This window comes from Mycobacterium lehmannii, assembly GCF_001499925.1.
GTDB classification, from domain to species: domain Bacteria; phylum Actinomycetota; class Actinomycetes; order Mycobacteriales; family Mycobacteriaceae; genus Mycobacterium; species Mycobacterium lehmannii.
In genome coordinates, this window is record NZ_LQIR01000056.1 from 84167 (window position 1) to 108792 (window position 24626).

Genomic DNA, 24626 nt, shown 5'->3' on the forward strand with positions numbered 1-24626 from the left:
TCGCCTCACCGCGACCCTCTTGCAGATTTCGGCGGGGTCCAACCGCGGCGGGAGAACGCGTCGAAGACGCGATGCAAGATGTATCGCCGGCTGTGTTCCTTGAGCACATGGATGTCGATCCAGCCTTGGCGATCGACGAACGCGGCACGACCCACGTCATACACGTATTGCCGTCGGTTCTCGCTGTGGTGAACTCCGTCGTAGTCCAGGCCGACCATCGGATCGTCGTACCCCATGTCGAGAAACGCCTCCTGGTAGCCGTCGCTGAGCCTGATCTGCGTCCGCGGGGTGGGCAATCCGGCGTCGATGAGCAAAAGACGAAGGCGGGTTTCTTCGGGCGATTGCGCGCCTGCATCCATCAAGCGGAGCGCCGTCCGGGCACGACGAACTCCGCGTGCGCCCCGGTATCGATCGCTCAGCGCCAAGGCATCATCGGCGGACACCCCCGTGGCGGCGGCCAGGGCGTCCAGATGCGCGACGGCCTTGTCGCGCGGAAGGTGGCGAGCCAGATCCCACGCGGTCCGAGCGGGGGTCGTCACGGGGATCTCCCCGAAGTAGGTGATCTCATCGGGTGCCAACCGTTCTTCGTGGACGATGACGCCTTCGCGCGGGCGGGTGTGGGCGGTGATCACCTCGATCGGGGTCGACGCATCCACCCACTTTGCGCCGTGGAACGCAGCCGCGGCCCGCCCCGCGATCACGCCTCTGCGACCGGTCCACAGCCACGCAGCGACGGCGTTGGAGTGGATATTGCGTTCAGCGTCGTTTGGGCGGTAGACCCGCGGCAGGACGGCGGAGTGGTTCCAGCGCAGTTGCCCTCGCGTGAGTCGGCCATCGCTGATCGCCTCGCTGCCCAGAAACGGTTGCCACATGTCCGGATCGTGGACGGGACGGCCGACAGAACGCGTACCCCGTCGTCCATTTCTGCGGCAGGGCTGTGGATAACGCGAAATCGCAGCCCTGGCGCAGAAATCGGCGGCGTTAGCAGCCGTGGCACTCGGGGCTAGCCGCTAGTCGACGACCGCCGCGTTCCCTGGGTCAAGGCCGCTGGGCAGATTCGGGTCGAGGCCGCTGGGCGAGTGGGTGAACTCCTGGTGGGCCGGCGGGCGGCAGTTGTCGTCCATCGGCGTCTGGTCACCCGAGCAGTACGGGACGAGATCCTGCGGATCTGCCGCGGCGTGCGGTGCCGCCAACAGGGCAGCCACCGCGACCAGCACCGCCGCGAAGATTCTCGCCACGGATCCAACGTAGCAGCGGGTATACGTTCACACTGTGGATCGATTCGGCCGGGTGAAGCTCACCAACCCGGACAAGGTGCTGTACCCGGCGACGGGCACCACCAAAGCGGAGGTGTTCGACTATTACGTCGGCGTCGCCGAGGCGATGATCCCGCATATCGCGGGCCGCGCCGTGACCCGCAAGCGCTGGCCCAACGGTGTCGAGGAGCCGTCGTTCTTCGAGAAGCAACTCGCCTCGTCGGCGCCGGACTGGTTGGACCGCGCGTCGGTCACGCACCGCTCGGGGATGACGACCTATCCGCTGATCGACACGGCCGAGGGTCTGGCCTGGATCGCGCAGCAGGCCGCGCTCGAAGTGCACGTCCCGCAGTGGCGGTTCGTCAGCAAGGACGACGGGCCACCGACGCCCGGCCCCGCGACCCGCATCGTGTTCGACCTCGACCCCGGCGAGGGGGTGTCCTTTCGCCAGCTCTGCGAGGTCGCCCACGAGGTGCGCGACCTCATCACCGACATCGGGTTGACCACCTTCCCGCTCACCAGCGGTAGCAAGGGGGTGCACCTGTACGTCCCGCTCGAGGAACCGATCAGCTCGCAGGGTGCATCGGTTCTCGCGCGGCGGGTCGCACAACAGCTCGAGAAGACGATGCCCAAACGCGTGACCGCGACCATGACCAAGAGCGTGCGCACCGGCAAGGTCTTCGTCGACTGGAGCCAGAACAACGGCGCCAAGACCACGATCGCGCCGTATTCGCTTCGCGGACGCGAACATCCGACGGTCGCCGCACCACGCACCTGGGACGAGATCGAGGATCCGAAGTTGCGGCACCTCAACTTCGACGAGGTGCTCGACCGGGTGCAGGAGATGGGCGACCTGCTCGCACCGCTCGACGAGGCGGTACCGGTACCGGACCGCCTGACGACGTATCGCAGCATGCGCGACGCATCGAAGACCCCTGAGCCGGTGCCGAACAAGCCGCCGAAGACGGGGAACAACGACAAGTTCGTCATCCAGGAACACCACGCCCGACGGCTGCACTACGACTTGAGGCTCGAACGCGACGGCGTGCTGGTCAGCTGGGCGGTGCCGAAGAACCTGCCCGACACCCCGTCGGTCAACCACCTCGCCGTGCACACCGAGGACCACCCGTTGGAGTACCTCACCTTCCACGGCGAGATCCCCAAGGGCGAGTACGGCGGCGGCAAGATGATCATCTGGGACACCGGCACTTATGAGGCCGAGAAGTTCAACGACGTACCACCCGACAGCGCCGCGGAGGGCGGCGAGGTCATCATCAACCTGCGCGGCAAGAAGGTCGACGGCCGCTATGCGCTGATCCAGACCGACGGCAAGAACTGGCTCGCGCACCGCATGAAGGACCAGAAGCGCCCGCAAGCAGGTGATCTCGCGCCGATGCTGTCGACGGAGGGCTCGGTCGCCAAGCTCAAGGCGAACCAGTGGGCGTTCGAGGGTAAGTGGGACGGCTACCGCGTGATCATCGACGCGGATCGCGGCAGGCTCACAGTGCGCTCCCGGCGTGGCCGAGACGTCACCGCCGAGTTCCCCCAATTCGAGGCGGTGGCAGCCGATCTCGCCGATCACCACGTCATCATCGACGGTGAGGCCGTCGCGCTCGACGAGTCCGGCGTGCCGAGCTTCTCCGAGATGCAGAACCGTGCCCGATCGACCCGCGTGGAGTTCTGGGCGTTCGACATCCTGCACCTCGACGGCCGCTCCCTGTTGCGCGCCAAGTACTCCGACCGTCGCAAGATACTCGAGGCGCTGGCCGAGGGCGGCGGCCTGATCGTGCCGGATCCGTTGCCCGGCGACGGCCCCGAGGCGATGGAGTACGCCCGCAAGAAGCGGTGGGAGGGCGTGGTCGCGAAGAAACGTGACTCGACCTACCAGCCGGGCCGGCGGTCGAAGGCGTGGATCAAGGACAAGGTCTGGAACACACAGGAAGTCGTGATCGCCGGCTGGCGACAGGGGGAGGGTGGACGTTCGAGCGGGATCGGCTCGCTGATGCTCGGGATTCCGGCCGACGGAGGTCTGGAGTTCGTGGGTCGCGTCGGAACCGGTTTCACGGACAAGGCGTTGGCCGAACTCAAGAAGACCCTCAAACCGCTGGAGACCGACGAGAGTCCGTTCAACGAACGACTGCCGCGCCAGGACGCCAAGGGTGTGACGTTCGTGCGGCCCGAACTCGTCGGCGAGGTCCGCTACAGCGAACGCACCTCGGATAACCGTCTGCGCCAACCGAGTTGGCGTGGGTTACGACCCGACAAGGAGCCCGGCGAGGTCACCTGGGAGTAGGCGCCCGCAGCGCTTCCTGCATTCCCCGCGTCGCCAACTGGTCGGCCAACTCGTTGTCGGCGACCCCTGAATGGCCCTTCACCCAGAACCACTCGACTTGATGTGGCGCGCAAGCCAATTGCAGCCTCGTCCAGAGGTCGACGTTCTTCACCGGCTGCTTCGCGGCAGTCAGCCAGCCGTTGCGCTCCCAGCCGAGCACCCACTTGGTGATGCCGTTACGGACATAGGTGCTGTCGGTGTACAGGTGCACCACCACGGGCCGCGTCAACGCCTCCAACGCCATGATCGGCGCGGTGAGCTCCATCCGGTTGTTGCTCGTCTGCGCCTCGCCGCCGCACATCTCCCGCACGTGCGAACGCTGACGCAGCACCGCGCCCCAACCGCCGGGACCCGGATTGGGCCTGCAGCCGCCGTCGGTGTGTATGACGACTGGGTCCTGGCTCACCCGACGAGGATAAGCGTCGAGCCCGAGACGTCGACTCAGCGACGCGCGGACGCCGAGATCAACGCCGTCCGGACCGACATCCCGAACTCCTGATGGCGCAGCGTGGTGATCCGGCGCCCGGGCTGTACCGCGTCCTTGACCGGCCCCGTGCGCCCCCCGAAGAACGCCCCGGTCGCGTCGATGTCGGCAACGACGTAGGTGATCCCCCACAGAGTCGACGGCGCTTCGCTTGTGGTGCCCGGTGAGCCGACGGCCTCGACGATCACCTCGCCGAACCGGAAGAAGATCTGGCGGATCGGCCGGCCGCCCAGTTCACCGTCGCGTTCTCTTCGCGGGGCCACACCGATCGCGGTGAGCGCCTGAACGGTCCGATCCAGATCGGGTGACAGCAGCACGACGTGGTCGATCGCGGTGACGCCGTTCGAGTGCTCAGCGGGCGTCGCACCGGCGGCGCTGGACCTCGACGTCGGGATACCGTCGACGTCGGAGAGCACGGCGTCCGGGGGTAAGCCGCACAACGACCACCCGACGATGCCGCGACCGCGCTCGGGGCCGACAAATCCGACGCGGACGCCGCCGACCCGGCAGACCATCTCGTCGTCGATCGTGAAACCGGCCCGACGCCATGCGTCTGCAGGATCGGCGACCTCGATCTCGTCGATTCTGACGGCGGGTGATGTCACCGCTCGAGTATGGCCTTCGTCCCGGCCGCGGAGCGACGCCACGCGACGAAGCCCACCCACCGCAATCCGAGGGGTATTTGCCGCCCGTACCCCGCAGTATGGACGTCCTTCGGAACCGTGGAATCGCGCGTCCAACGCGCGCTTGCTCGGTACGTTGAGAGCGAACGATCCGCAGTTCACCGGAGGGCGGTGGCACATGGCCGGTGGAATAGCGACTGAATTGGCGGCGGCCGGTTTCACCGACGCCGTCGAGATCGGCCGGGGTGGCGGCGGCGTCGTCTACCGCTGTTATCAACAGTCGCTGGCGCGGAGCGTCGCGATCAAGGTGCTCGCGTCCGATCTCGACGACGACGACCGGGAACGGTTCCTGCGCGAGGGCTACGCCATGGGTGCGCTCTCCGGGCACCCGAACATCGTGAACATCCTGCAAGTCGGCGTGACGGAGAGCAACCGGCCGTTCATCGTGATGCCGTACCACCGCGAGGGATCGCTCGCGGAGCGGTTGCGGCGCGAGGGCCGCATCGCCTGGCCCGAGGCGCTGCGCATCGGCGTGAAGCTCTGCGGCGCACTGGAAACCGCGCACCGTACCGGAACCCTGCACCGCGACATCAAACCCGCCAACGTGCTCTTCAATGACTACGGCGAACCACAGCTGAGCGACTTCGGGACCGCCCGCATCGCCGGCGGGTACAAGACGGTCACCGGCTTCTTCACCGGCACCCTGTCTTACACCGCCCCAGAGGTTCTCGAGGGCAACCCACCGACCGTCGAGGCCGACGTGTACTCGCTTGGCGCCTCGATCTACGCGCTGATCGCGGGCAAGCCGCCGCACGAGCGCAAGAACGACGAGGATCTCATCGCGCACTACCTGCGCATCACCTCGACGCCCATACCGGATCTGCGTCCCCAGGGCATCCCCGCCGATGTGTGTGCGGTGGTGGAGAAGGCGATGGCCCGCGAGCCCGCCGACCGCTACGCCTCTGCTGCCGACTTCGGTCATGAACTGCAGTTGGCGCAGCGGAACAACGGGTTGACCGCCGACGTGATGGCGCTCGGCGAGCCCAGCGCCCCACCGGAGCAGCCGGAGGGCACGCAGGCGGTGCCGATCTCGGAGCTCGTCGAGCCGTCCGTATCCGCGCAACCCGAGCCGCTGGCCCCGCCGCGGCGGCCCGCCGGGTCCGGCGAACCCGCCGGGCCCCTGCCCGAGCCGGGGATGTTCGCCCACACCGCGTCCATCAGTCAGACGAGCCTGCCCTGGCAGACGCCGCCCGGGGTGCGGCCCGAGTCATCCGAGGCCGCGCCGCCAAGACGGCGGAACCGTAAACGGGTCCTGATCGTCTCGGGCGCGATCGTTGGGGTACTGCTGCTGGTGGTCAGCGGAGTCTTCGTGATCGCCTGGACGCGCGACTCCGGTGGCGACCAAACCGCTGCTCCCACACCGCAGGCCGCCGAGGCACAACCGGCCTGGCGGCCGATCGCCGACGCGCGCGCCGCCCGCGACGCGGTGGCCGCCACCGAGGCCGACGGCACCATCTGGGTCTTCGGCGGCCTCGGCGCCGATGGCCGCGTCAGCGGCAGGCACGAGGGCTACGACCCCGCAATCGACAGCTGGAAAAGTGGCGAGGACCTGCCCGTCCCCGTGCAGCGCGCGATGGCGGTGACATGGCGGGAGAACCCGGTCGTGCTCGGCGGATGGCGCACGGAAGGGGCCGACGCGAAGATCGCGACCGATCGGGTGTGGCGCCTCGTCAACAGTCGCTGGACGGAACTGCCGACGCTGCTACAACCGCGGGCCGCCGCGGCCGCCGCCGTGGTCGGTGACCGGATCGTCGTCACCGGCGGAGTGGACGCAGCGGGCAAGCTGCTGAACACCACGGAGGTTTTTGACGGCACCTCCTGGAAGCTCGGGGCACCCATCCGGACCCCGCGTCAGATGTTGAGCGCGGCGTCCGACGACAAACTGGTGTACGCGATCGGCGGCACCACGGGAAGCGCGGACGTGGCGACCGTCGAAGCGTACGACCCCGCCGCCGAAACCTGGACGGCCCTGCCCGAACTTCCCGAAGCGCGAAGCGATTTCGACATCGCGGCCACCGACGACCGGTTGGTCGTGGTGGGCGGCATGTCCGGAGGGCAAGCGCTCAAGAGCGTGCTCGCGTTCGATCTGTCGACGACGACCTGGTCCGGTCTGCCCGACATGGGCACCGCGCGCCACGGTATGGCGGTGGCCGCGGTGGGCAGTCGCGTGTACGCGATCGGCGGCTCGACGGGCGCCGGCGACGGCAAGATCACCTCGTCGGCGGAGTCGCTGAAACTTCCTGCACGCCAACCGCAGCCGGCAGCGCAGTGGCGGGCGCTCCCGGATGCTCCGACGGCGCGGTTGATGATGGCGTGGACGGTGCTCGACGACAAGATCTGGATTGCAGGCGGTATCCGTGAGGGCGAGACCCTCGACACCGTCGAGACTTTCGACGCGCAGACGGAGGATTGGCAGCCCGCCCCGTCGCTGCCGATCGGGCTGCACCACGCGACAGCCGCCACCTACAAGGGGGAGGTCGTCGTCCTCGGAGGCGCCACCGACAACATCGGGGAGCCATCGGACAAGGTGTTCGCACTGCGCGACGGCAAGTGGACCGAACTTCCCGCTCTGCAGCACGGCCGTGCCGGCGCGGCGGCTGCCGTCGTCGGCGACAAGCTGGTGGTCGTCGGCGGGCAGAGCGACAAAGAGCTCGTCGTGCCGACGGAAGTGTTCGACGGTGAATCCTGGACTCAGGCCGCCGACATGCCCACCGCGCGTGAGCATCTGGCCGCGGTATCCGACGACCGCTATGTCTACGCCGTGGGCGGGCGGTCACTGAGCGCTGACGAGAACACCGCCGCCTTCGAGCGGTTCGATCCGTCGTCGGGAGAGTGGGAGAAGCTGACGGACATGCCGTCTGCCCGCGGAAGCTTCGGCGCCGCCTACATCGACGGCCGGATCGTCGCGGTGGGCGGAGAGGAGCCGACGCGCGTGCTGGCGACGGTCGAGATGTACGACATCGCCAACGGCAAGTGGACGACGGTGGCGCCCATCGGGACTCCGGTGCACGGCCAGGTGGTGGCCGCCGTCGGTTCGACGGTGTACTGCATCGGCGGTGCCGACCGGCCGACCCACGAGGGACCCGTCGCCACCGTGGAGGCCCTCGACTTCACGTAGCGCGCAGTTGTGCGAGGGTGACGGCGCCGCGCCGAAGCGCCTCGTTGGCCAGCCGGACCCGACGATCGCCTTCGGCGGGGATGGCGAACTTGTCGTAGAGATTCTGCAGATGCTGTTTGACCGCGGCCTCGGTGACGAACAGTTCGCCCGCCATCCGGCGCACCGACGCGGGTTCGGGGAACGGGTCGTCGGAAACCAGCGGCCGGCACAACACGACGAGCACGTCGAGTTCGCGGCGGGTCAGCCGCGGCGGGGGCTCGACGGCCTGGGCGGTCACCGTCTCCTCGTCGAGCTTGCCGTCCCCGCTGTCCCTCACCTCCCAGAACACCAAACGCGACTTGCCGAGACGCACCTCGTCACCGGACCGCAGCACGCGTTCGGCGCTGATTCGCTCGCCGTTGAGGTAGGTTCCGTTGCGGCTTCCGAGATCCCTTATGGACCAGGCGAATCCGAGGTTCTCGAGGACGGCGTGCAACCGTGAGACGGTCTCGTCGTGCTCGAGTGACACCGCGTTGGTGGAGGCCTTGCCGAGCGTCACGCGCTGACCACTCAGCGGCACCAGCTCCCGCCCCGAGGGTCTCGAGATTTCCAGGTGAGACGACATGGGACCTCCTATCCAGGCAATTCTGGCCCAGACAGGAAGTCCCCGGTCGACGAACGCTCACGGCCGATTCGTGAACTTCTTGTAGGCGCGGATGACCCGCTTGGCCTGGGCCGACTCGAACAGCGGCGGCCAGGGCCATTCGCTGCGTTGGCGTCCCCGCGGCGCCGGCGCGACCGGTGCCATCAGCCTCGCCCACGTCCGCTTTGGGGGGTGGTCGCACCTCTCGGATCGCTGTGACCACTGCGGATCGATGGTCGAGATCGCGTCGACGCAGGAGAATGGCCGCCACGCCAGATCTCGGCCGTCCCAAGACAGATCTTGTCCTGAAGGCAAGCGTGCCGAGGTGTCGAACGCGCAGCCAGTGGGTAGCCTCGGAGCAATGGGGGCTGAGCAGGCAGCTCTTTCCAAACTCACCTTGGACGAGGTGAGCACGATCAGCACTCAAACCGTTCAACTACACCGACCCGAACGAACACAGGTCGAGATCGACGACGCCGCGGATGCCGGCGAGTTCTTGGAGGATGCCTACGGCGTCTGCCTGCGGCTGACCAACAAGCCGACCGTGCACCGGGAAGTGCCGCTGCTGACCCATCGTCGTACCACCGTCGGCCCACTGACAATCGACAAGCTGTCCATCGCGGGTCATGTCGAATTCGGGCCGGACCCCCTGAACAAGGTGGCCGTGATCTGGCCGGACAGCGGGCGCGTCGCGACGACGTCCGACGGATTGGTCAGCGAGGCCGGAGCCGGCGACGTGGCGGTGCTGAGTCAACCCCACCTGCCCTTCCGCGCAAGTGGGGACGGGCTTCGGGGGACTGCGGTGTTGCTGGACCCGGCGACGGTGTCGGGGGTGGCGACCGGTCTGCCTGCCAGCCAGGCTCCGCTGCCGATCCGCTTCCGGAGTTTCGCGCCGCTCGATGCCGCCGCCGCCGAACTGTGGAAGAACACCGTCACCTACATCAGCGACGGAGTGCTCGCCCACGACAGTACGGCCACTCCTTTGGTTCTCGGATCTGTCAGCCGGCTGCTGGCGTCGATCACACTCGCGACGTTTCCCAACAGCGCGGTGGCCGACCCGGAACCCGACGACGACACGGCGCACAAGCCGGTCATGCTGCGTCGCGCGATGGAGTACATGGACGCCCACGTCTCCCACGACATCGCGCTGGCCGATATCGCTGAGGCCGTTCACCTCACCCCGCGCGCCGTGCAGTACATGTTCCGCAAGCATCTAGAGACCACGCCGCTGCAGTACCTACGCCGCCTACGGCTGCACTACGCGCACCAGGAACTGGTCGCCGGCGACCGGTCGCACTCCACGGTCACCGAGATCGCCGCCCGCTGGGGCTTCGCCCACACCGGGCGGTTCGCGGTGCTGTACCGCCAAACCTACGGCCAGAGCCCGCACACGACCTTGCGCGGCTGAGTGCCTCATCGACCCGGCGACGTATCGTTGTTAGCGACGTTGACCTGCTGCGGGAGGGGCGATGAGCACCACGAATCCGAACGAATCGGTCCCCTACTCGGCCGAGGAACGTGCCGGTTTGGCCCGTACCCGCGCGGAGGAGCTGCGACGGCGCCGTGCCGACCTGGAGCACGGCGTCTCCGTCGACTCACAGGCGGTTGCGCAGGCCCGTAAGCGGGCGGAGCAGTCCCTCGACCGGGCCCGACGCGCCCATCGTGCCGCCGCCGATCGGCACCGGGAGGCCGAACGCGCCCACATGCGCGCCGCCGCCGCCCACGAGCAGGCGGCTCTGCTGGCCGGGGACGGCAACGGGGAGGCCCATCAGGACGCCGCCGAACACCACCGCGAGGAAGCCCGCCGCCATGAAGCCGCTCGTCTGTCCGAACTCGAACGCGAAGAAGAGGATTTCCGAAGGGAGTCCTAGCGCTGTTGTGGTTCCATCAACAGCAAGGCGCCGTTCACCGCGTCCTCATCGGACCGAAAGGCCGCGCAGGAAAGGCGAATCCGCGTGGCCCGGCCGCGACGGTTGACGGCATCCACCACGGCATCGGCGGTGACGTCGGCGTCGACGAACGCCTTCCCGATCAGTGGCTTGATCTCCTCGGTGGGCAGGCCGATGTCCAGCGATCCCAGCAGCTTTCCCTTCGTCTCGTCCGCTCGCAGGCCCCAGAGCTCCTCACAACCGCGGTTCCACACCAGCACCCGCATCTCGCGATCCACCACCACCATGCCGAGATGGATGGAGTTGATCAGCGCGTCGAGGAACGCCTTGGCGTCGTTGAGCTCGACGCCGCGCTCGCGCAGCGTGTCGTTGATCGTGTGCAGTTCGTCATTGGTCGACTGCAGCTCCTCGTTCATGGTCTCGAGTTCTTCGTTGGTGGACTGGAGTTCCTCGTTGGTGGTCTCCAGTTCCTCGACCGTCGACTGCAGTTCCTCGTTGGTGGTCTCCAACTCTTCGTTGGTCGACTGCAGCTCCTCGTACGCAGACTCGAGCTGGCGGTTGGTCTGCATCAATTTGTCGAACAACCCTTTGGTCGTGGTCACGTCGAAAAACACGATCGACACGCCGAGCAACCCGTTCTCGCCATCGACCAGCGGGTTGACATGGATCTCGAACCAGACGGTCTCTGCCCCTGGACGCTGCCACTGCACGTCGGGTATGCGCGCCGATCGCCGTTCGACCTTGGCCTGCTCGAGGTAAGCCCGAAGTTCGACGGGCCGATAGGACACCTCGAGGTCGCGCAGAAGACGGCCGATGTCGCGTGCCGACAGACCGAACGTCGTCTCGGCCTGCTGGTTGATCATGGCGACGGTGTCGTCGCCAGTGACGACGATCTGGGCGACGGGGCTTGCGCGGAACGCCAGTTCGCGGACCGGATCCAGGCCGGGAAGCTCACCGTGTCGGTCGTACATCGCCCCACCGTTGTCATAGCGGTCGTTGCCGACGTGTGAGCCGGCGGCCTTGCGGAAGATCCGGTACTTCAGGTCGACCGGTGTGAAGCGATCACTGTGGGTCAGCAGCATCTCGGCGTGCCCGAGGAACATCGTGCCCTGCGGCGCGAGCGCATAGTGCAAGCGGCTCAACACGTTTCGCTGGGTTTCGGCGTTGAGGTACATCAGCGTGTTGCGACACACCAGCAGATCGATCCGCGAGATCGGCGCATCCTTGACCAGATCGTTGCGGCCGAAGATCACCGCCCTACGCAGGTCCTTGCGGAAGACGTAGCGCCCATTGACCGACTCGAAGTAGCGATCCAGCAGTTCCGGAGGCACGGACTCGACGGCTTTGGCGTCGTAAGTGCCCGCACGGGCTTCGGTCAGCGCCTGCTCGTCGATGTCGGTGGCGTAGATCTTGACCCGCTGCCGGAAGTTGTCTGGGCCCATGGCTTCCGACAAGACCATCGCCAGCGTGTACGCCTCCTGCCCCGATGCGCAACCGGCGCTCCACACCCGCACCGGATCGCTGGGACCCCGCTCGGCCAGAATCGAGGGCACGACTTCGGCTTGCAGGAACTCCCACGCGGGGGGATCGCGGAAGAAGGCGGTCACGTTGATCAGGATCGTGTTGAAAAGCGCGGCGAATTCGTCGGAGCTGGCCTGCAGGAAGTCCAGATACTCCTCGAACGTCTGAAAGCCGGTTTGATCCATTCGGTGGCGGACGCGCCGCATCAGCGACGCCCGCTTGTACCCGGTGAAGTCGAACCCTCGGGCATCGCGCATGTGGCGAAGAAGCGATTCGAAGGCCTCTTCTGACTTCTCGTTCAACCGAATCCCGTCCGCCGAGTGTCAACCGCTTCCGAACATACCCACTACAGGACGTTCTCCGGACCGATCACCGCCCACACAGTTTTCCCCGATGTCGTCGGCGCGTTACCCCAGGCCCGGCAGAGCGAGGTGAGGATTCGCAGACCGGAAGGCGGCCCCTGGGCCGCCGGGCGTTCGCGCACCCCGGCGGGACGGTTGCTGGCGTCCTCGACGGCGACGGTGACTTTGGCGCCGTCGAACTCCATCCGCAGGCCGGGTTCGCTCTCGGTGTGGCGTAACACGTTCTCGACGAGCGCGGTGACGACCACTTTCGCCACCGGGATCATCTCGGGGTGCGACCACGCCGACAGCCATTCGCCGACCAGTTGGCGCGAGCGCTGCAAACTGGCCGACGAGGCGGGTAACTGCGCGCGGGCGCGGCGTCGCAGAGTGGGTGGACCGGACCGCGCCAGGTCTCCCAGCGCCGCCTAGACCGTGGGGTAGACGGAGACGTAGCGTGTCACGCCGTTGCGGGCGATCACTGAGCGGCCTGCGAGGTGTTCGCAGACCAACATGATCGGCACCGACGGCCAGCGGTCGACGTGCCACCGTGCGCTGGTGAACACCACCCACGCCGATTCGGCCGGCACCTGAAGATCGGTGACGTCGACGATGACCGCGCGAGGTTCGTCCACGGCCGCCTTGATGATCCGGTCGCGTAGCGGCCGATAGGTGCTGCTGTCGAGGACGCCGCGCGGCGTCAGTACCGCCGCAGCACGCACCATGCTCGTCGAGACGCTCAGAACGTCGGAGTGGTCATCATGCACCGGGTCCACCCGTGGAGGTTCTCGCCTCTGAAAGCCGCTTGCCGAGCACCTCCATCGCGTGCTCGGCCTCGTCGGCCCATTCGTTGTAACGGTCGGCGATCATGCCCGGCCCGGCGTTGTCGGCCATCCGGCGTGACAGCTTCGCCTTCTCCTGCAGGCTTCGCAGGGCGACCCACAGCGCGCCGTCGATCTCCTCGTCGCGCGCGCTGAGCAGGGCGTCGGCGGTCCAGGCGTGGCCGACCTGGCACCGGAAACTCTGCTCGCCCATCGCGGACAGCGAGCCGTTGCAGTCGGGGCACGTGTAGCCCGACGGGGGGCCGAGCGCCTCGGAATCAAAGGATGTGGAGAACTTGGTACCCATGGCGATTCGGTTCTCCAGTTCCATAGAAGAATCGGGTTCCATATCCCGCTCCTGGATATCTCTTTCGGACAGTCGGGAGAGCAAGGCGCCGATTTCCCTGGCTGGGGCGCGGTGGTCGACTGCGCCCGCCCGCAACGCGTTGTGCGGCATACCCGGAAACAGCGCGTCGTCGGGGTCCTGCACGACGGTGATGCCGCCGCGGGAGCGGATCGCCGCCGCGCCGAGCACCCCGTCGTCCAGTACACCGGACAGCACGACGCCGATCGAACGCGGTCCGTAGTGCAGGGCCGCCGAGCGGAACAACGCGTTGATCGCGGGACGGTGACCGTTCTCGGTCGGTCCCTCCGAGAGCATCACGCGGTGGTCGTAGACCAAAAGATGCCTGTCGGGGACGGCGACGTGGATTTGGCCCGGCTTGAGCGCTTCGCCGTCGGTGGCGGTCATTGCCGACAGCGGCCCGGCGCGGTCGATGATCCTGGCGAGGACGCTGGGCGCTGACGCGGGCATGTGCAACGTGACGAGGACGGCGTACGGAAGGTCTTCAGGCAGGTTGGCGGCGAGCTGGGTCAGCGCTTCGACGCCGCCGGCCGATGCGCCGACCACCACCACACCGTGGGGTGCGCCGTTGAGCTGATCGACTTCGGAGGGCATTGATTGAGGGTTACCCCAGGTGCCGCTCGGTAACCCCTTTCGCGCCTCGCGAGCTGCAGTGCGTGCTCGTCAAAGCTTGCCGATGACCTTCTCGGCGAACTTCTCCAGGTGTCGGATCTTGGTGTCGAGCGGTTCCGCGTCGGGTCCAATGATGTAGGGCATCCGGAACCCGACGATGACGTCGGTGACGCCTTTGTCTTCGAGTCGTTTGATGCCGTCGGGCGTGTACGCGTCGGCGGAGATCACGTGAATCTCGAACGGCCCGATACGGCCTTCGTCTTCGCGAAACTGCCTGAGCTGCTTGAGGAGTCGGTCCAGCTCCTCGGCGTCGCCACCGCCGTGCATCCAGCCGTCGTTGCGCGCGGCCCGCTTGAGCGCTGCGTCGGCGTGCCCGCCGATGAGAATCGGGATCGGTTCGGTGGGCGCCGGTGTCATCTTCGTTTTGGGGATGTCGTAGAACTCGCCGTGGAACTCGAAGTACTCGCCGGTGGTCAGGCCCCTGATGATCTCGATGCACTCGTCCATGCGCTTGCCGCGCCTGGCGAACGGCACGTCCATCAGCTCGTAATCCTCGGGCCACGGGCTGGTGCCGACCCCCAGGCCGAGACGGTTCCCGAACAGCGCCGCCAGCGAGCCGGCCTGTTTGGCGACCAGCGCCGGCGGCCGGATCGGGAGCTTGAGGACGAAGAAGTTGAACCGCAGCGTGCTGGTGACCGCGCTCAGCGCGCCTGCGAGCACGAACGCCTCGATGAACGACTTCCCGTCGAGGAACTCTCGGCTTCCGTCCGGGGTATAGGGGTATCTGGAGTCCGACTCGAACGGGTAGGCGAGGCTGTCGGCGATCGTCATCGCGTGATAGCCCGCCGCCTCCGCGGCCTGCGCCAGTGGAATGTAGAACGTCGGATCGGTCATCGCTTCGGCATAGGTGAACCGCACACGGAAAATACTAGAACGTGTTCTAGTTTCTGGTTTAGGTATTGGCGCATCGGGAATCTGGACGCCGTGAGTGCGGCCAAAGCTATGTACAAGCCCCTGTCGATGATGAGCGCCGTCGCGGGCGGTCTGATCGCCGGCAAGATCTTCACCGAGATCTGGCAACGGATGCACCCGGACGACGAAGAGCCGGATCCAGAGGACCTCAGCCGCTCGACGCGAGAGGTCTTCATCGCCGCCGCGATACAGGGCCTGCTCGTCGGCGTGGTGCGTGCGGCGCTGGCGCGCGGCCAGGCGAAGAGCTTCCAGGCGCTGACCAACGAGAACCCCGAGTAATCGTCAGTGACCGGGCTCGTCGCGGACGCGATGGTGGCACGGTTGCGCCGGCCTAGCCGTTCAACGGGTACGGCGGCGTGCCTACGCCCGTAACGGAGTGCGTGCCCCACGGCGTCACCTCGGTCAGCTGCCCCTCGGCAGTGCGGTCATGGATCGAGATGCGCACAGCCTGGGGCAGCCGCATATCGGATGGCAGGTCGAAAACCGTTCCGCGCCAGTGGTATCGGCCGTCGATCGGATCGAGGTGACCGGTCAGGCGCACCCGTACGTCATGATCCGTGTCGTGCATGCGTACGGCCGCAACCCCGTCGTACAGCTCGGTCACCGCGGCAAAAACCCGCTGCGCCGCCACATCCGGCGCGCGATCGGTCCCATCAAGCCGACGTCTTCGAAGAACGCTGCCAGCGGTGCGAAGCCGGCGACCTTGGCATCGCGATGGTGCTTGTTGGCCCGTGCGACCCGCCGCGCGGCACGGGGGTCGAGCCCGACGCGCCGGTACGGGACGGGAATGGTCAGCAGGTAGCGGTAGAACGGCCCGCCGACCCCGTGCAGGTTGCTCATGACGAACCGCTGGACAACACCCATGTGCGGTCTGGTCCGGCGCAATCCGTCGCGCGCGTACTGGATGTGGCGCGCCTCCTCGGTCACGTGAATGCGCATGAGGCGCAGGACGATTGGCTGCAGGTCGGGGTCCTCCAGAATCTGGCGTTGCAACGCGTCGAAAATCTCCTCGCCGACCAACGCTGCACCCCACAGGATCGGTCCACGGAACAGCAGTGGCAGCGCGTTGATGATCATCCGCTGGTACCGGCGGGGCTGTACCGGCTCTGCGCCGATCCGTTCGATCACCTTGCCGAACATGACCATGTGGCGCGTTTCGTCGCCCAGTTCGGTGAGGGAGTAGTGCGTCGACGACGCTGTCACATCCTTGTGCATCAGATCGCGCAACAGCGCCTGATTCAGGATGTTCTCGAACCAGATTCCCGCCGAGAGAATGTTCACCAATTCCTGACGGGACAGCTCGATCTGCTGCTCGCGGGTCATGGCGTCCCAGATCGGCGTGCCGAAGAGGGTCACGGTGTGCGGCGGCAGGAAGAATTTGTCGGGGTCCATGGGCGCGTCCCAGTCGATGTCGACGGCGGGGGCATAGGACTTCTTGGCCGAGCCCTTGAGCAGGCGTTCGGCGAAGTTTTCGCGCGTCGGGCGGGAGCTGCTGACCGGAGTCGTCATGGATTCAAGGTAGGCAGCCCGGGCCGAGCAGTCAATACCTGCGGTACCGGATACTTGCGGTAACGGTTGCGTTTGCCGGGAGCGGGCCGGGGTATCGGGTGGTATGCGCACCGACGAGGACGACAGGACCGCTCAGGCACCTGACCCGGACGATCCCCGCAAACCCGAGTCGCCGACCGATCTCACCCGGCCGTCCCTGCTGTATTCGATGCGCAAGGCGGTACGCGAGTTCCAAAAAGACGAGTGCACGGACCTGGCCGCGGCGCTGACCTACTACGCAGTGCTGTCGATCTTCCCCGCGCTGGTGGTCATGGTGTCGTTGCTGGGCGTGTTCGGGCAGGGCAGGCGCACGGTGGACGCGCTGCTCGACATCGCCTCGGATGTGGCGCCCGCGTCGGCGTTGGACACCCTGCGGCCGACGATCGAACAACTCGTCAATGCGCCTACGGCCGGATTCGCGTTGGTGGCGGGCATCGTGGGTGCGTTGTGGACCGCGTCGGGTTACGTCGGTGCGTTCGGTCGCGCGATGAACCGCATCTACGAAATCGACGAGGGCCGACCGGTGTGGAAGCTGCGACCGCTGCAGCTGCTACTGACGCTGATCGGCCTGGTGATGGCGGCCGCCGTGGTTTTCATGCTCGCGGTCAGCGGACCGGTGGCCCAGGCGCTCGGCGATGCGATCGGGTTGGGCGATGCGGCGGTCACGGCGTGGAACGTGGTTCGGTGGCCGCTGATCCTGCTCTTCGTCGTGCTTGGGGTCGCGATCCTGTATTACGTCACCCCCAACGTCCAGCAGCCGAGATTCCGATGGATCAGCGGGGGCGCGGCGCTTGCGATCGTCGTGTGGCTCCTCGCGTCGCTGGGGTTCGGGCTCTACGTGGCCAACTTCGGCAGCTACAACAAGACGTACGGCGCGTTGGCCGGTGTCATCGTGTTCCTTCTGTGGTTGTGGATCACGAACCTGGCGCTGCTGTTCGGCGCGGAGGTGGACGCCGAGGTCGAGCGAGGCCGTCAACTGCAGGCCGGTCTGCCCGCAGAGCACGAGCTGCAGCTACCACCGAAGGACGACCACAACATACGCAAGGAGGAGGCCGCCGAGAAGAAGGATGCCAAGCGGGCGAGGCGGCTACGTCTGTCCCGCGGCCGCAAACACTGAAGGCATACTCGCGGGCGTGACCCGTCGAATTCACGTCATCGGCATCGGCGCGGGCGACCCCGACCACGTCACGGCCCAAGCGGTGGCCGCGCTCAACGACACTCAGGTGTTCTTCGCCATGGACAAGGGATCAACGAAGGAGGACCTGGTGGCGCTGCGGCGGCACATCTGCCAACGCTTCATCCGCGAGCCGGGATACCGCTTCGTCGAGCTGTCCGACCCGCCGCGGGTCAGAGACGTCCCGGACGGCCCGGCGTACCGGCAAGCGGTGGCCGACTGGCACGCCGCGCGAGCGCGGCTATGGGCCGACGCGATCGAGAACGAACTCGCGCCCGACGGCGTTGGCGGCTTCCTCGCGTGGGGGGATCCCTCGCTCTACGACAGCACACTGCGCATCCTGGACACCGTCGCGACGCATGTCGACATCGACTACGACGTCATCCCGGGTATCACCGCGATCCAGGCGCTCACCGCGCGACATCGCATCCCGCTCAACGACGTCGGCGAACCGGTGCTGGTCACCACCGGCAGACAACTGCGCGACCACGGCCTGACCGGGAGCGCGGTGGTGATGCTCGACGCCGACTGTTCGTTTCTGACGTGCCCGCCCGAAACCCGCATCTGGTGGGGCGCCTATCTCGGTACACCCGACGAGTTGCTGATGGCGGGCACCGTCGGCGATGTCGGCGACGAGATCGCTCGGATGCGCGCCGACGCGCGGCAGCGTCACGGCTGGATCATGGACACCTACCTGCTGCGGTCGGAGAGTTCCGCTTAACCGGTTACTTGCACGCATCCACTGCGTGCGATCAACCGGTTAAGAGCCGCCGGAGCCGGGTGCGAACCGCTCGGGGGCGTTGCGCTGCATCCACAACCGGTAGACGTCGATCGCGGCGTCTTCGGGCTGGTAGCGCATCGGCAGCCGCCGTTCGTCCCAGTCCTTGGCGAATTCGTCGTAGAAGGTGTTGAGCTCGAAGTACTTTCGATCGTCGACGTAGTAGCGGGCGTAGTCGTCGCGGGTGGTCAGAAACACGACTTCGTCGGGGGAGCAGTAGTACAACGAGCCCAGGCACATCGGGCACGGGTGGGCGAGAACGTAGATGGTCGCGCCGGTCAGGTGCTCGGTGCCGAGCTTCGTGCACGCCTTCCGGATCGCCAGGATCTCGGCGTGTGCGGTCGGATCATGCGTCTGGGCAACCTGATTGGCGCTCTCGGCCAGCACCTCGCCGTCCCTGGCGATGACGGTCGCGAACGGCCGACCGCCCTCCTCGACGTTTCGTCGTGCCAGATCCACGGTCCGCTGTACGAAATCCACGGCTGCCCCTTCGGTTCGTCGACTGGTTTAGGCTAATGCGATGTCGTTCCTGTTGCGGGCCGCTTTGACCGGCATCGCGCTGTGGGTGGTGACGCTGCTCGTTCCAGGAATCAGGTTCGTGGGGGCCGAATCGCAACTGCAGGAAATCGGCATCATCTTCGTCGTCGCGGTGGTCTTCGGTCTGGTCAACGCGATCATCAAGCCGATCGTGCAGATCATCTCCATCCCGCTCTACATCCTGACGCTCGGCCTGATCCACATCGTCATCAACGCGTTGATGTTGTGGATCACGTCGTGGATCACCGAGCACACGACGCACTGGGGCCTCTACATCGACGACTTCTGGTGGACGGCGATCTGGGCCGCGATCGTGCTGTCGATCGTGAGCTGGCTGCTGTCGCTGGTCACCGGCGGTGCCGTGCGACGCGATTGACCGGCACACTGGAACCATGCCCGAACTTCCCGAAGTCGAAGCACTCGCCGACCACCTGCGCCGCCACGCCGTCGGCCAGACGGTGGGGCGCATCGACGTATCGGCGTTCTCGGTGCTCAAGACCTTCGACCCGCCGATCACCGCGCTGCACGGCCAGACCGTCACAGACGCCAACCGGTGGGGTAAATACCTCGGGCTCCAAGCCGGCGAGCTGCACCTGATCACCCACCTGTCGCGCGCCGGGTGGTTGCGGTGGTCGGACAAGCTGGCGGCCGCGCCGCTGAAGCCGGGCAAGGGTCCGATCGCCTTGCGCGTACACCTAGGGACTCCGGGCGCCGGTGCGGGCTTCGACCTCACCGAGGCCGGCACGCAGAAACGGCTCGCGGTGTGGGTGGTCGACGATCCGGCCAAGGTTCCCGGCATCGCCACGCTGGGTCCCGACGCGCTGTCGCTGGGGCCCGACGACCTCGCCGGGTTGCTCGCGGGCAACAGCGGTCGGATCAAGACGGTGATCACCGACCAGAAGGTCATCGCGGGTATCGGCAACGCCTACAGCGACGAGATCCTGCACGTTGCGCGTATCTCCCCGTTCGCGACGGCGGCCAAGCTGACCGACGCACAGCTGTCGGCGTTGCACGACGCGATGATCGGTGTGCTCTCCGATGCGGTGACCCGCTCGGTGGGCCAGCAGGCCGCGACGCTCAAGGGCGAGAAGCGGTCCGGCCTGCGGGTGCACGCCAGAACCGGTCTGCCCTGTCCGGTCTGCGGCGACACCGTCCGCGAAGTGTCGTTCGCCGACAAGTCTTTTCAGTACTGTCCGACGTGCCAGACGGGCGGCAAGGTGCTCGCCGATCGACGGTTGTCGCGGCTGCTCAAGTGAGCTTGCAGTACGACCGGGTGGCCGCCGACAACGCGTGCCGGTAGAGCGGGTCGAGCTGGCGGGCGTCGGCGACGGCGTCGATCGCGTTGTTGAGCTCGAACGTGCAGTTCGGTGCGTGCAGCGAATTCCACCGCTGCGCAATCTCATCGACCATGACCTTGTTGAACTCGTCGATCTGCGAACGTGTCTCGTTCAGGTCGGGTGCGGTGCCAGGGGCGGAGGCGGGGTCGAACTTCCACTGACCGAAGCGGGTGTACTCCACACCCTCGGTGGCGTCGATCTGGTTGGTGAAGACTGCGCGCACATACCCCTGGTCGATGCCGCGCGCGGAGGCGTCGGCGGCGACGGCATCCAGGACAGCATCGGCGCGCTGCCGGTCCGTGATCGGCCCGCCGTTGATCCACTTGGCGGCCGCGACATCGTCGGCCGTCGCCAGGCGCTGCGCAGCGGTGTCGACCAGCCGGTAGAGCCCCGAAGCGGGTTGGCCGGCGGCGACCCCCTGAGAGAGTGCGACGAACAGGGCCACGAGCAGGAATGTAGCGCTCCGCAGAAGAATCATGCGGTCATTCTGACGGCGATTCCCTCGCTTAGTCTGTCGGGGTGACTCGGCAGAAGATATTGATCACCGGTGCGAGCTCGGGGCTGGGCGCCGGGATGGCCCGCGCATTCGCCGCGAAGGGTCGTGACCTGGCGTTGTGTGCCCGGCGCATCGATCGACTCGATGCGCTCAAAGCCGAGCTGCTCGAGCGGCATCGCGGGATCAACGTCGCGGTCGCCGCCCTCGACGTCAACGATCACGAGCAGGTGCCCAAGGTGTTCGCCGAGCTCAGCGACGAACTCGGCGGCATCGACCGCGTCATCGTCAATGCCGGCGTGGGCAAGGGTGCGCCGCTGGGCTCGGGCAAATTGTGGGCGAACAAGGCCACCATCGAAACGAATCTCGTTGCGGCACTTGTTCAGATCGAGACCGCGCTCGAGATCTTCAAGAAAGCCGGCGGTGGACACCTGGTACTGGTTTCGTCGGTTCTCGGAAACAAGGGCGTGCCCGGCGTCAAGGCCGCCTACGCCGCCAGCAAGGCCGGCGTGTCGTCGCTCGGGGAATCCCTGCGCGCGGAGTACGCGCGCGGGCCCATCAAGGTCACGGTGCTCGAACCCGGTTACATCGAGTCGGAGATGACGGCGAAATCGCAGTCGACGACGTTGATGGTGGACAACGAAACCGGCGTGCGGGCAATGGTCGCTGCGATCGAACGCGAAAGTGGACGCGCGGCGGTTCCGTGGTGGCCGTGGGCCCCGCTGGTCAAAGTCCTGCGGGTACTGCCGCCGCAACTGACAAAGCCGTTCGCCTGAGCCTCCGTGTAGAGGCTGGCGCTTGGGGGAACCCGCAGCGCTAGTTCCTAGAGGAGGTATCTATGAGGGTGCTGTTGACCGGGGGTACCGGGTTTGTCGGGGCGTGGACGGCGAAAGCGGTGGCCGATGCGGGTCACCAGGTGAGGTTTCTGGTCCGCGATCCGGCCCGGCTCAAGACGAGCGCCGCGGAGATCGGCGTCGCGACCGACGACTACGCCGTCGGCGACATCGCCGATGCCGAGTCGACCGCTGCGGCGATGGATGGTTGCGACGCCGTAATCCACTCGGCGGCAATGGTTTCAGTGGACCCTCGGCAGGCCGACAAGATGCTGCGGACCAACCTCGACGGTGCACACAACGTGCTCGGTGTGGCTGCGGAACGCGGCCTCGACCCGATCATTCACGTCTCCAGCTTCACGGCGTTGTTCGACCCCAACTGCAGCGTCCTTCACGCCGACCTCCCGGTGGTGGGCGGGTCCGACGGCTACGGGAAGTCGAAAGCGGAGGTCGAGAAGTACGCGCGAGGCCTCCAGGATGCGGGTGCGCCGGTGAGCATCACGTACCCGGGCATGGTGCTGGGGCCGCCGGCGGGCAACCAGTTCGGTGAAGCGGCAGAAGGTGTTCAAGCCGCGGTCCAGATGCGTGGGGTGCCGGGCCGCGGTGCCGCGTGGATCGTGGTCGACGTTCGAGACCTGGCCGTGTTGCATGCGGCGTTACTCGAGCCGGGCAAGGGACCACGCCGATACATGGCCGGCGGCAAGCGAGTTCCGATCGCCGACCTGGCGACGATGATCGGGAAGGCGGCGAACACGTCGCTGCGGGTGTACCCGGTACCGGATACGTTGTTGCGCAACCTCGGAAAGGTGGTCGACGTCGTAGGCCCGCTTCTGCCCTTCGACGCGCCGGTCACCGCGGCGGCGATGCAGTACTACACGCAGATGCCGTCGTCTGACGATTCGCCCAGTGAGACCGAATTGGGAATCTCGTACCGCGACCCGCAGGAAACGCTGTCGGACACCGTTTCCGGGTTGAAGCAAGTCGGAAGGCTGTGACGGGGCACTCATCCGGAGGAGAAAGTTTGAAGGTTTCAGTAAGTCCGTGACGTGGTAGCCCCCAGGACATGAACGTGAAACTGACGAAGATGATGCCCCTGTTGTTCTCGGGCGCCGCGGCAGTTGCGATCGCCGTCGCGCCGGTGGCCGGCGCGCAGCCGGCGCCCCCTCCATGTCTGAATGCCGACGGCACCCCGTGCGCCGTAACCGGCAACATCGACGCCTCTCCCGGTGGCGGTGCGGACGTGAACGTCCCCGGTGGCCCCCAAGGCACCGCTGACGGTGGCGGCGCTTCCGGTGTAATCCCTGGTGGCCCTGGCGGTACGGCCGGACCCGGTGGCGCAAGCGGGTCGCTCGCTCCGAACGGACCCGGCGGGACTGCCGGCCCCGGTGGCGCGAGCGGATGCCTGCCGAACGTCGGCTGCATCAACATCCCTGCCCCGTAACCACTAGTTAGCTCCATCCAGCGCCAGCCACGCGGCGCACGCTCCTCGCTGAGCGTGCGCCGCGTTGCTTTTCTGTAGGGATCCGGGCTACAACGCCGACCGTGCGGATTCGTCCGCCGCCGAGGGCGTGTCACGTATGAATTCGCACTCCCGCGACTAGTCACGTTTCGAAGGCTTGACATTTTGTTAGGTTTTCCCAACACTGCGTTGTGTGAGTCCGGTGAAAAGGGGCAAAACGCTCCCCATCCACAACCGCATCGGTGTCCTGCGCGCAGAGCGTCGGATGACCCGAGCCGAGCTCGCGGAGCTGATCGACGTGAACCCACAGACGGTCGGCGCGCTCGAACGTGGCGACCACTATCCGAGCCTGGACCTGGCATTCCGGATCTGCGATGTCTTCGGTCTCCCCGTCGAGGCGGTGTTCTCCCGAACGGAGTTCACCCCGTTGTCCACCGAGCTCTACCGCACGAACACGCGATCGCAAGGAGGAGACCGAGATGTCCCCGTCGACCCCGCAGGCTGACCACACGTTGCTCGACCGCTACCAGGAGTCCCGCACCCGGCGGTTCCTCAAAAGAGAGCGCACCTACGCGAATCTGCTTCCCGGCTGGCGCACGCAGTCCCGGCGGCGGCTTCTCGTCGTGGGTTTGGCCATCACGTTCGCGTCCCTGTTGGCGGTGAGCGTCCTGAGCGCATTCGGGCTGCGGTGGGCGCCCCTGCTCTGGCTGTCGGTGTGCATCGTCTTCCTCCCGCTGTGGACGATGCTTCAGATCGTGTCCGGCAGGCAGGGCGACGCCCCGGAGGCCGCACTCGACGAGTACGAGGTGCAGCAGCGCAACAGCGCCCGCTCGATCGGTCTGACGATCACCCAGTACCTGATGCTGATCCCGATCGGCTACCTGCTCGTCGCGTCGATCTATCTGCAGGACACCGACACCGACGTGGCCTACTCTGGCGCGCTGATGTCGTTGGCCGTCCTGGTGTTCGGCGGTTGCGCGCCGGCGATGATCCTGGGCTGGTCCCGGCCCGACCCCGACGCCTGAACCGCGTTGAGAATCCCTGCGTCGGTAGAGTCGTCGGCGACAGCCGTAGAAAGGATCCCGATGCTCGCCCTGACCACCTGGACCGGAGGACTGCTCGTCGCGACAGGGGTGATCGCGTACTTCGCCAGCGGGGCGGTCAGCGTCACCGCGCTGATACCGGCTTTCGTCGGCATCCTCCTGCTCATCGCCGCCCTGATCGGGCGTCGCTCCGATCAAGCCCGCAAGATCGCCATGCACGCCGCCCTGGTGATCGCGCTGCTCGCCGCGCTCGGGGCGCTACGCAACGTGTTCGGTCTTGGCGAGGTGTTCGCGGGCACGGCCGAGCGACCCGCAGCCGTCATCACGAGCACCATCATGTTCGTTCTGCTGCTGGTGTACTTGATCGCCGGTGTGCGCTCCTTCGTGAAGGCCCGCGCGGCACGCTGAG

The 24626-nt window shown here is 66.8% G+C and carries 28 protein-coding genes and 2 pseudogenes; 16 read left to right on the forward strand and 14 right to left on the reverse strand.

From position 1 onward, the window contains the following. Window positions 1–5 precede the first annotated feature (5 nt). Both AU192_RS21110 and AU192_RS21115 read right to left on the reverse strand, forming a co-directional pair. The gene (locus AU192_RS21110) at window positions 6–872 is read right to left on the reverse strand and encodes a type IV toxin-antitoxin system AbiEi family antitoxin (protein ID WP_064399472.1); all 867 of its coding nucleotides are present in this window, start codon (window positions 870–872) and stop codon (window positions 6–8) included. A gap of 138 nt (window positions 873–1010) precedes the next feature. Beyond that, a complete protein-coding gene (locus AU192_RS21115; RefSeq protein WP_064399473.1) occupies window positions 1011–1238 on the reverse strand; it encodes a hypothetical protein in 228 nt (75 codons plus the stop codon). A gap of 34 nt (window positions 1239–1272) precedes the next feature. Between AU192_RS21115 and AU192_RS21120 the strand changes: the two genes are divergently transcribed. Beyond that, window positions 1273–3549, forward strand: a complete 2277-nt coding sequence (locus AU192_RS21120; protein WP_064399474.1) for an ATP-dependent DNA ligase — start codon at window positions 1273–1275, stop codon at window positions 3547–3549. On the opposite strand, the gene rnhA is transcribed toward AU192_RS21120, so the two are convergent. Both rnhA and AU192_RS21130 read right to left on the reverse strand, forming a co-directional pair. Further along, window positions 3536–3994, reverse strand: a complete 459-nt coding sequence (rnhA, locus tag AU192_RS21125) for a ribonuclease HI (protein ID WP_064399475.1) — start codon at window positions 3992–3994, stop codon at window positions 3536–3538. The genes AU192_RS21120 and rnhA overlap by 14 nt on opposite strands. A gap of 35 nt (window positions 3995–4029) precedes the next feature. Next, entirely contained in the window at window positions 4030–4677 is a 648-nt protein-coding gene (locus tag AU192_RS21130) for a VOC family protein (RefSeq protein ID WP_064399476.1), read from the reverse strand. Window positions 4678–4873: 196 nt separating this feature from the next. On the opposite strand from AU192_RS21130, the gene AU192_RS21135 reads away from it, so the two are divergent. Continuing rightward, window positions 4874–7873 carry a serine/threonine-protein kinase gene (locus tag AU192_RS21135; protein WP_064399477.1) on the forward strand — a complete coding sequence of 1000 codons (3000 nt, stop codon included), beginning with the start codon at window positions 4874–4876 and terminating at the stop codon, window positions 7871–7873. On the opposite strand, the gene AU192_RS21140 is transcribed toward AU192_RS21135, so the two are convergent. Then, on the reverse strand, window positions 7866–8477 hold the full coding sequence (locus AU192_RS21140; protein WP_064399478.1) for an FHA domain-containing protein: 612 nt from the start codon (window positions 8475–8477) through the stop codon (window positions 7866–7868). The genes AU192_RS21135 and AU192_RS21140 overlap by 8 nt on opposite strands. A gap of 57 nt (window positions 8478–8534) precedes the next feature. Then, the gene (locus AU192_RS26170; RefSeq protein ID WP_278183973.1) at window positions 8535–8660 is read right to left on the reverse strand and encodes a hypothetical protein; all 126 of its coding nucleotides are present in this window, start codon (window positions 8658–8660) and stop codon (window positions 8535–8537) included. A 241-nt stretch (window positions 8661–8901) separates the two neighbouring features. Here AU192_RS26170 and AU192_RS21145 point away from each other — a divergent pair, with 241 nt between their 5' ends. Continuing rightward, window positions 8902–9903 (forward strand): AraC family transcriptional regulator, encoded by a 1002-nt coding sequence (locus AU192_RS21145; protein WP_242656990.1) that lies wholly within the window; start codon window positions 8902–8904, stop codon window positions 9901–9903. 61 nt (window positions 9904–9964) lie between these two features. Then, on the forward strand, window positions 9965–10366 hold the full coding sequence (locus AU192_RS21150; RefSeq protein ID WP_064399479.1) for a hypothetical protein: 402 nt from the start codon (window positions 9965–9967) through the stop codon (window positions 10364–10366). On the opposite strand, the gene AU192_RS21155 is transcribed toward AU192_RS21150, so the two are convergent. From AU192_RS21155 to AU192_RS21170, 4 genes and pseudogenes are all read right to left on the reverse strand, one after another. Beyond that, window positions 10363–12162 carry a CheR family methyltransferase gene (locus AU192_RS21155; RefSeq protein WP_064399607.1) on the reverse strand — a complete coding sequence of 600 codons (1800 nt, stop codon included), beginning with the start codon at window positions 12160–12162 and terminating at the stop codon, window positions 10363–10365. The two genes, AU192_RS21150 and AU192_RS21155, sit on opposite strands and share 4 nt — an antisense overlap. Window positions 12163–12251: 89 nt before the next feature. Then, window positions 12252–12971 (reverse strand): annotated as a pseudogene (locus AU192_RS21160) (sulfate transporter). Window positions 12972–13005: 34 nt separating this feature from the next. Further along, window positions 13006–14025 (reverse strand): chemotaxis protein CheB, encoded by a 1020-nt coding sequence (locus tag AU192_RS21165; RefSeq protein ID WP_064399480.1) that lies wholly within the window; start codon window positions 14023–14025, stop codon window positions 13006–13008. 69 nt (window positions 14026–14094) lie between these two features. After that, window positions 14095–14961, reverse strand: a complete 867-nt coding sequence (locus AU192_RS21170; RefSeq protein ID WP_064399481.1) for an LLM class flavin-dependent oxidoreductase — start codon at window positions 14959–14961, stop codon at window positions 14095–14097. 66 nt (window positions 14962–15027) lie between these two features. On the opposite strand from AU192_RS21170, the gene AU192_RS21175 reads away from it, so the two are divergent. Continuing rightward, a complete protein-coding gene (locus AU192_RS21175) occupies window positions 15028–15294 on the forward strand; it encodes a DUF4235 domain-containing protein (RefSeq protein ID WP_064399482.1) in 267 nt (88 codons plus the stop codon). Window positions 15295–15346: 52 nt separating this feature from the next. Here the strand turns inward: AU192_RS21175 and AU192_RS21180 are convergent, their stop codons facing one another. Beyond that, window positions 15347–15619, reverse strand: a complete 273-nt coding sequence (locus AU192_RS21180) for a DUF4873 domain-containing protein (protein WP_242656991.1) — start codon at window positions 15617–15619, stop codon at window positions 15347–15349. Beyond that, window positions 15616–16524, reverse strand: coding sequence for an AurF N-oxygenase family protein (locus tag AU192_RS21185; protein WP_064399484.1), 909 nt, complete (start codon window positions 16522–16524; stop codon window positions 15616–15618). Before AU192_RS21185 ends, AU192_RS21180 begins: the two co-directional genes overlap by 4 nt. A 103-nt stretch (window positions 16525–16627) precedes the next feature. Here AU192_RS21185 and AU192_RS21190 point away from each other — a divergent pair, with 103 nt between their 5' ends. Further along, window positions 16628–17680, forward strand: coding sequence for a YihY/virulence factor BrkB family protein (locus AU192_RS21190; protein ID WP_064399485.1), 1053 nt, complete (start codon window positions 16628–16630; stop codon window positions 17678–17680). 16 nt (window positions 17681–17696) lie between these two features. Beyond that, a complete protein-coding gene (gene cobF / locus AU192_RS21195) occupies window positions 17697–18458 on the forward strand; it encodes a precorrin-6A synthase (deacetylating) (protein ID WP_064399486.1) in 762 nt (253 codons plus the stop codon). Window positions 18459–18497: 39 nt separating this feature from the next. Here cobF and AU192_RS21200 read toward each other — a convergent pair whose 3' ends face one another. Beyond that, complete coding sequence (locus AU192_RS21200) at window positions 18498–18995, reverse strand: nucleoside deaminase (protein ID WP_064399487.1); 498 nt, start codon at window positions 18993–18995, stop codon at window positions 18498–18500. A gap of 40 nt (window positions 18996–19035) precedes the next feature. Between AU192_RS21200 and AU192_RS21205 the strand changes: the two genes are divergently transcribed. The 3 genes and pseudogenes from AU192_RS21205 (at window position 19036) to AU192_RS26025 (ending at window position 20308) form a co-directional block, all read left to right on the forward strand. Next, window positions 19036–19428, forward strand: a complete 393-nt coding sequence (locus AU192_RS21205; protein ID WP_064399488.1) for a phage holin family protein — start codon at window positions 19036–19038, stop codon at window positions 19426–19428. A gap of 16 nt (window positions 19429–19444) precedes the next feature. Further along, window positions 19445–19687: pseudogene (locus AU192_RS26020) on the forward strand (DNA-formamidopyrimidine glycosylase family protein); the annotation flags it as partial. A gap of 162 nt (window positions 19688–19849) precedes the next feature. Beyond that, window positions 19850–20308 (forward strand): zinc finger domain-containing protein, encoded by a 459-nt coding sequence (locus tag AU192_RS26025; RefSeq protein ID WP_231984675.1) that lies wholly within the window; start codon window positions 19850–19852, stop codon window positions 20306–20308. Here AU192_RS26025 and AU192_RS21215 read toward each other — a convergent pair. Then, window positions 20301–20867, reverse strand: coding sequence for a chorismate mutase (locus AU192_RS21215; RefSeq protein ID WP_082695097.1), 567 nt, complete (start codon window positions 20865–20867; stop codon window positions 20301–20303). The genes AU192_RS26025 and AU192_RS21215 overlap by 8 nt on opposite strands. 41 nt (window positions 20868–20908) lie before the next feature. On the opposite strand from AU192_RS21215, the gene AU192_RS21220 reads away from it, so the two are divergent. From AU192_RS21220 to AU192_RS21240, 6 genes are all read left to right on the forward strand, one after another. Next, window positions 20909–21658 carry an SDR family oxidoreductase gene (locus tag AU192_RS21220; RefSeq protein ID WP_064399489.1) on the forward strand — a complete coding sequence of 250 codons (750 nt, stop codon included), beginning with the start codon at window positions 20909–20911 and terminating at the stop codon, window positions 21656–21658. Between the two features lie 62 nt (window positions 21659–21720). Beyond that, window positions 21721–22710: an NAD-dependent epimerase/dehydratase family protein gene (locus AU192_RS21225; RefSeq protein ID WP_064399490.1), complete on the forward strand. Its 990-nt coding sequence runs from the start codon at window positions 21721–21723 to the stop codon at window positions 22708–22710. 68 nt (window positions 22711–22778) lie between these two features. Next, on the forward strand, window positions 22779–23156 hold the full coding sequence (locus AU192_RS25530) for a hypothetical protein (RefSeq protein ID WP_064412136.1): 378 nt from the start codon (window positions 22779–22781) through the stop codon (window positions 23154–23156). Window positions 23157–23367: 211 nt separating this feature from the next. Next, window positions 23368–23679 carry a helix-turn-helix transcriptional regulator gene (locus AU192_RS21230; RefSeq protein WP_064399491.1) on the forward strand — a complete coding sequence of 104 codons (312 nt, stop codon included), beginning with the start codon at window positions 23368–23370 and terminating at the stop codon, window positions 23677–23679. Beyond that, window positions 23654–24199, forward strand: a complete 546-nt coding sequence (locus AU192_RS21235) for a hypothetical protein (RefSeq protein ID WP_064399492.1) — start codon at window positions 23654–23656, stop codon at window positions 24197–24199. Before AU192_RS21230 ends, AU192_RS21235 begins: the two co-directional genes overlap by 26 nt. 60 nt (window positions 24200–24259) lie before the next feature. Beyond that, complete coding sequence (locus AU192_RS21240; RefSeq protein ID WP_064399493.1) at window positions 24260–24625, forward strand: hypothetical protein; 366 nt, start codon at window positions 24260–24262, stop codon at window positions 24623–24625. Window position 24626: the final 1 nt, after the last annotated feature.